The sequence below is a fragment of the Synechococcus sp. MU1655 genome (assembly GCF_023630655.1).
Lineage (GTDB): Bacteria > Cyanobacteriota > Cyanobacteriia > PCC-6307 > Cyanobiaceae > Synechococcus_C.
On the sequence record NZ_JAKUHK010000123.1, the window covers coordinates 1 to 5,818 of the forward strand.

Annotated in this window: 7 protein-coding genes, 1 tRNA gene and 1 pseudogene; 5 read left to right on the top strand and 4 right to left on the bottom strand. The window is 51.6% G+C overall.

Annotated elements, in window-relative coordinates:
* On the top strand, positions 1 to 1,085 hold a 1,085-nt coding region (gene cbiB, locus NCN04_RS06865), incomplete at its 5' end, for an adenosylcobinamide-phosphate synthase CbiB (protein ID WP_350223240.1).
* 31 nt (positions 1,086 to 1,116) lie between these two features.
* On the opposite strand, the gene NCN04_RS06870 is transcribed toward cbiB, so the two are convergent.
* Positions 1,117 to 1,875 carry an undecaprenyl-phosphate galactose phosphotransferase family protein gene (locus NCN04_RS06870; protein WP_250395600.1) on the bottom strand — a complete coding sequence of 253 codons (759 nt, stop codon included), beginning with the start codon at positions 1,873 to 1,875 and terminating at the stop codon, positions 1,117 to 1,119.
* A 214-nt stretch (positions 1,876 to 2,089) separates the two neighbouring features.
* On the opposite strand from NCN04_RS06870, the gene NCN04_RS06875 reads away from it, so the two are divergent.
* Together NCN04_RS06875 and NCN04_RS06880 are read left to right on the top strand one after the other, a co-directional pair.
* A complete protein-coding gene (locus tag NCN04_RS06875; protein WP_048345971.1) occupies positions 2,090 to 2,347 on the top strand; it encodes a DUF8674 family protein in 258 nt (85 codons plus the stop codon).
* Between the two features lie 735 nt (positions 2,348 to 3,082).
* Positions 3,083 to 3,331 (top strand): hypothetical protein, encoded by a 249-nt coding sequence (locus NCN04_RS06880; protein ID WP_250395601.1) that lies wholly within the window; start codon positions 3,083 to 3,085, stop codon positions 3,329 to 3,331.
* A gap of 13 nt (positions 3,332 to 3,344) precedes the next feature.
* Here the strand turns inward: NCN04_RS06880 and NCN04_RS10700 are convergent, their stop codons facing one another.
* On the bottom strand, positions 3,345 to 3,437 hold the full coding sequence (locus NCN04_RS10700; RefSeq protein ID WP_350223242.1) for an AlpA family phage regulatory protein: 93 nt from the start codon (positions 3,435 to 3,437) through the stop codon (positions 3,345 to 3,347).
* Positions 3,438 to 3,757: 320 nt separating this feature from the next.
* On the opposite strand from NCN04_RS10700, the gene NCN04_RS06885 reads away from it, so the two are divergent.
* Entirely contained in the window at positions 3,758 to 4,330 is a 573-nt protein-coding gene (locus NCN04_RS06885; RefSeq protein ID WP_250395602.1) for a DUF8692 domain-containing protein, read from the top strand.
* Between the two features lie 683 nt (positions 4,331 to 5,013).
* Complete coding sequence (locus NCN04_RS10705; protein WP_350223241.1) at positions 5,014 to 5,187, top strand: hypothetical protein; 174 nt, start codon at positions 5,014 to 5,016, stop codon at positions 5,185 to 5,187.
* 261 nt (positions 5,188 to 5,448) lie between these two features.
* On the opposite strand, the gene NCN04_RS06895 is transcribed toward NCN04_RS10705, so the two are convergent.
* Positions 5,449 to 5,535 (bottom strand) — tRNA-Ser (locus tag NCN04_RS06895).
* Positions 5,512 to 5,818 (bottom strand): annotated as a pseudogene (locus NCN04_RS06900) (ComEC/Rec2 family competence protein); the annotation flags it as partial. The pseudogene NCN04_RS06900 and the gene NCN04_RS06895, both read right to left, overlap by 24 nt.

Sequence of the window (5,818 nt, forward strand, 5' to 3'; positions counted from 1 at the left end):
GGGTTCATCGCCCTGGCCATCACGCAGGGCCGACTGGCAGCACAGGCATGACCTTGCAGGCTTCAACGCTTGCCCTAGCAGGCATTCTTCTAGCAGCAGTGCTGGATCGCAGCATTGGCGATCCATCTGGCTGGCTCCATCCAGTCGTCGTGATGGGATGGGGCATTCAACGGATGCGTCTACGTGCCGAGAGCTGGGCGATGGACAGCCCGATCAAGCTGTCGATCGCCGGTTTCCTCATCACAGTCACGCTTGTGCTGACAAGCGGATTCAGCGGTTGGCTGCTGGAACAACTGGTGCTGGGACACTGGGCGGGCGGCCCTGGCTGGATCAAGAGCTTCGCCAGCGTGTGCTGGGTTCTGGCCCTGGCCAGTGCCTTGGCAGGGAAAAGCCTGGAAGCCGGTGTGCGCCGCGTACTCCAGGCTCTTCCAGCCGACCGCAACGAGGAGCCTATCGAGGCCCGACAACGCCTCAGCTGGATCGTGGGACGTGACACCACGGAACTCAGCGTGGATGAGATCCTTCGCGCCACAGCAGAAACAGCCAGCGAAAATAGCGTGGATGGCCTGTTCGCCCCGTTGTTCTGGATGCTCGTAGGGGCTGGCCTCTGGTCGGCGGGACTGATCAACGCACCGGGGCCTCTCGCTCTGGCCTGGTCGTTCAAAGCAGCAAGCACGCTGGATTCCATGCTTGGCTACCGCAAGGGACGACTGCGCTGGCTGGGCACCGCCGGTGCGCGTCTGGATGACCTGCTCACATGGATGCCCTGCCGACTGGTAATGCTGACGCTGCCACTCATCAGTCAGCCCATCAGTCGATGGTCATCCCTCGTGCTGGCCGCAGAACGCGACGGGCGGCATGACCCTTCCCCCAACGCCGGCCGTTCAGAAGCGATCTATGCCCACTGTGCAGAAGTGCAACTCGGGGGGCGGAACCAATACGGGGCTCGCTGGATCGACAAGCCATTGCTGGGCGATGGCTTCCTGAGCGCCAGCCAACAAAGTGTGGCCAACATTCTCAATCTCAGCAGGAGATTAGAAGTGCTCTGGCTGCTGATGGCCCTCGGATGCAGCCTCTGGATCTGACCAGCCGATCTCTCAAGAGACGCGATACTGGTCAGTAGGCACCACGATCCATGGGTAAAAGCAGCACTCCAAACGTACGCAGAATGATCGCCAAATCCAGAGGGAACGAACGACCTCTCGAGTAGGCCAAATCAAGCCTCACCCGCTTGGGATAGCTGAGATTATTGCGACCACTCACCTGCCACAACCCGGTTAAACCAGGCCGCACAGCCAAAACCTCATCCATGAAAGGGCCATAGCGCTCAATCTCCTTATCCACAATTGGCCGTGGCCCCACCACACTCATCTCACCACGTAAAACGTTCAGGAACTGTGGCAGTTCATCCAGGCTGGAACGCCTTAAGAAACGACCGATCGGGGTAATGCGAGGGTCCTGACGGAGCTTGAAATCACGCTCAAACTCAGCACGCATTTCCGGTGAGTCGGCCAGCACGCGTTGCAGTACAGCGTCGGCATCAGCGCGCATGGTGCGGAATTTGATGCAACCAAAACGGCGATATCCACGACCAACACGTTTCTGGACATAAAACACTGGACCAGGTGAACTCAGGCTCACCAAGGCAGCGATCAACAAAAAAGCGGGCGATCCAAGTCCCAGAGCCAGCAATGAAAAGGCAATATCACCGCTTCGCTTGAGCGTGCGCCCCAACCTGCTTTGTTTTCGAACCAGTGCCACCGACGTGAGCACCGAGGGAGGAGCTGACAACAACTCGAGATGCCGCTTCGTCGCACGCCGACTGAGACTGGAACCACCGGCCTGAAACGACGTTGCACGCAGACCAAGTTGCATCAAGTAACCCTTGAGTCTCACCCCACTGAACCGCAACAGGGCCTAGCCAAAAGGGAAAAATGGCCAGTCACCGCAAAGGCACAGGAACCACTGCTGATTTCGACTCGCAGTAGCGCACCCTTCGCAGCGGTGGATAACAGCATTTGCTGACAGAAACAGATCAAGAAGTCTCTCAGCCAATTGCGGCAAAGAGCAAGAATTCCGAAGCTAGGGCATGACTTCCACCGAAACGTCCATCAGCGCACTTCTCGAAGAAGCTCTCCAGGAGCCAACGATCGGAGAAACAGGGAGCTTTCGATGGCACGCCACTGCGATTGGAATCGCGGCGTTATGGATCGACGCGTCTCCGCCTTCCACACCACCATTTGAAAATGCTTTAAAGGAAGGTTTAGAGATTGGGCTGGATTTAAGCCGGGAAGAGCGTGAATTCCATCAAGTTAGCCAGGGGCTAGTCCTCTTGTTTCATTCTTAGTCGACCGAAAATCTACTCTGCGAACATCCTAGACAACTCCAAAAAGAATGAGTGATACAAAACACGCCGTGACCAGCAATTCATAGCAATCAAAAAGAAGAAGCGCATATAACTGAAGCTGCGGACAACTAGTCTATTCCCAAATAACATTTAGGATCGTCAATCAAGATCCGCACAACTCCCCTGACCATCCCAGATACCTTTAAGAACCGATTCAGACCTCAACCATCTTTCCCCCATTTTTGGGACTTCAGGGAGAGAATAGGGCGATGCCGATAGGCGACGCCTCCCCATTTGCTGATGGGTTCCACGACCAAATAGAACGAATCACCACAACTCTTTTTCTGTCTTTTGCTCCACGAAGTCTTTACACAAACTTCTGAGTCAGTGAGAGACATTTGAGGATTCACCTAACTCTGTTACTGCACACCCTGACGTTTCTAGGCACACCCAAGAACACCAAGGAATAAAAAAGTCCCTCACCAGAACGGGTTGGGGACACCAGAAGATCTACCAGGACCTACTTAGAACAGAGATGCTGAGATGAAGCCGGCTTTACCCCAAATAAGTTTCCCTTAGAGGCTCTGAGCGTTGTTTTCCGAATTCGCGCTCGAACATACCAACACAAAGAATGTCGCTGAAGGAGACGCCCTGACACCCCCCTGAAACATCTCAGGACGAGGCTTCTGACAGAAAAAGACCCCTGGGTGCTCAACCCCAGAGGTCCGGTCCCTCATGAACTGCTCGACCCCATCAGGATCGGACGGGCATTGGGATCTGGATACGGAGAGAACCGCCAACAGGAGTACGGGTCCCCCCTTCATCCAACTCACGAAGGGAAATGCCCTGGACGATTTCAAGGGACCAGCCCCCCCCTATGGAGATCCTGGACAACCAGGCATCTACGCCAGGCACAAAAAAATCAGGACGCGTGAACGCCCTGCCTCTAACGGCATACCCAAGCCTGGGGTCATGCCTCTTTGATTCGATCTGACATCTACTCATGGAACGAAGACTCCGTCCAGACGACCGTGTTGCCGCCAATCGGAACCTGCTTTGGAAACTCCCATGCAGCGATCGAGCGATAGATGGGATGCCTTAGAGAGTGATATCAACGAGCCAGACTTTGAATAAATGAACTTGATATACCTTAAGAATGGCAACTTGAGTGCACTTTATTAAGGCCTATCAGTGCTAAAGTATCTAATACTCTACGCAAGCTTTTGACGGATAAAAACCTTGCCCGAAGCCAACAATATCGAAGAACTTGGCCTCAGATTTTACACCAAACCTTTAACTTCTAAAACCTACCTCAACTCTCATTAGCTAAAAATGATTCAAAACTTTCGCATTAAATACCTCAAGCAATTCATACTGGTTACTTACATTGCTTACCTTGCCGCGATTCTATTGACGGCACCCTCTTACAAAGAAAACTCAATAATCACCACAGTTTCAACCTTGCAATTAGCCTCATGCTCGCTGGCCAGCATAATCATACCTTTCATATTAAACTTAAGAAGCGGAGGGATAAAGCTTACCGAATTCTCCATATGGATCTTTTTAGCCTTGGGCTTTGCTTTTTTAGCAATGGACGATAGCTTCATGTTTCACGAGCGAATAGATTACATGATACATTCGGCATTTGGCTGGAAAGAGACTCGCTTAAGCGACAGAATTGACGACATAATTGTTGGCATTTATGGAGTCATTGGTGCTTTTTTCGTTTTTTACAGCAGAAGTTATTTTCGCTTCTCCACAAGGTTTATGAAATTCGCCAAATATTCTCTTGCAATGGCTTTTATAATGGTTGCATGCGATTTCAGTCCATATTTCAGATTGCCTATCCACGTCCACCAGTACCTGGCTCATCTTGAGGAGTGGACCAAAATATTTGGCGGAGCCTTCCTTTTAATTGGGCTGCTATGCGCTATCGAAGACGCCTCAAAGCATAACAAATCTCAGAACTCTGCAATAGACTGATCTTTGCTTTGCAACTAGTGGGGTCTAGTTCTTGAAGCAGAAACAAAATTCCTGAACAGCGAAACACTTATAAAGGCTTAGCACCTAAAAGTAAACTTCTGCTTTGCCGCCAAATCATCTGCTCATAGAAACCGTGAGGCAGGAAAAACTACCAGACCCATTGCCTTGCATTCATGGGTTTCCGATCAGTCCTGAGACAAACTAAAACGAAGAGGGTGGAATTATATATAGGGTTAAAAATCACCTTCAATCTCGATTTAGGGCCAAACAGAAGAGAAGATACTGATTTCCAACAAGACATCCAATAACACTTCGTTTGGACTTGTTGGACCACTAACCAAAACCCTCGAAACGACTTCACTTCCAGCGAGGTCAGACAACAGAACCCAAGCAAAAAAAAGGAAGGCCTTCCACAACCTCCCCCATGACGACGCATCCCCAAGGACCACCTCCTTGGGTTAGGAACAGTTTTATGTATCCGGATGAACTCTTTTGTAGGGACAAGCACCAAATCCCTATGAGGTCAGCAGACCAAAAAAAAGGAAGGTTTCTCAAAACCTTCCTCCTCGCCGTGCTGTCCCGTGTGAGGAACGAAGCCATTTTTATGTATCCAGTTGAACTCTTTTGTAGGGACAGACACCGATTCCCTATACGGTCAAAACCAAAAGAAAGATCTCTGAGACGTGAGTCACAGAGGTTATGTAGTGCTGTTTTGCGGAACCCCCTATTCAGTTCCCGCCGTTACGGAAGCGGACTGCCTGCGCATTGGTCTGACCGACAGCAATGACCTCTTCAACGCAACCGTTACACACCTTGTTCTCTTGCTTCACAGCACAGAAGCCAAGAGCGCTTGCTGACTAGGAAATAGCAGAGAGACCAGTAGCTGCCATCTGAATGACGCCATTGGCAAGTATCGCGTTGTTCTTGCCACCGCAGTCTTTCTTCGAGCTGCTGGTTTCCCTGCTTGCGTTCTCGCCGGACAGGGGAAAGAGTGAACTGCAAGGACCCAATGGACTGAGAATGCTCCCTAAAGGCACATTTCAGATGAGATAACCGCCCATCATTAAGAGCATCACAAGAATGGTGGCAAAAAAGCGCTTATTCGGACTCATCTAAAACGGAGAGGGTGGGATTCGAACCCACGAGGGTGTTACCCCTACACGATTTCGAGTCGTGCGCATTCAACCGGGCTCTGCCACCTCTCCAAACGCTTCACGAGCGTCATCCCATCTTAAGGCTCCACCGCTTGATTGCCTGAGTCGATGGGATTGACCATTCACGCGCAAATACCAACGACGATCTTGGCCTCCCAGTGGGCGAAGCATCAAACCAGGGCTTTGCAAGCGTTGACCTGGCAGCAAAGGAGGCTCTCCCTGATGCTCAGCCCGAACGGTGTGCGCTAGTTCAGTCCAACAACGGCTGTGATCGCTCGCCACTGGATCCATCACCACGACCCAGTCCAAGCGTGGGTGTCCATAACCATGCCCA

What these genes read in the sequence shown, in the direction of transcription:
- NCN04_RS06880 (WP_250395601.1), top strand. Translation starts at nt 3,083, where the DNA reads ATGAACTGCTCGACCCCATCAGGATCGGACGGGCATTGGGATCTGGAT.
- NCN04_RS06875 (WP_048345971.1), top strand. Translation starts at nt 2,090, where the DNA reads ATGACTTCCACCGAAACGTCCATCAGCGCACTTCTCGAAGAAGCTCTC.
- NCN04_RS06870 (WP_250395600.1), bottom strand. Translation starts at nt 1,875, where the DNA reads ATGCAACTTGGTCTGCGTGCAACGTCGTTTCAGGCCGGTGGTTCCAGT.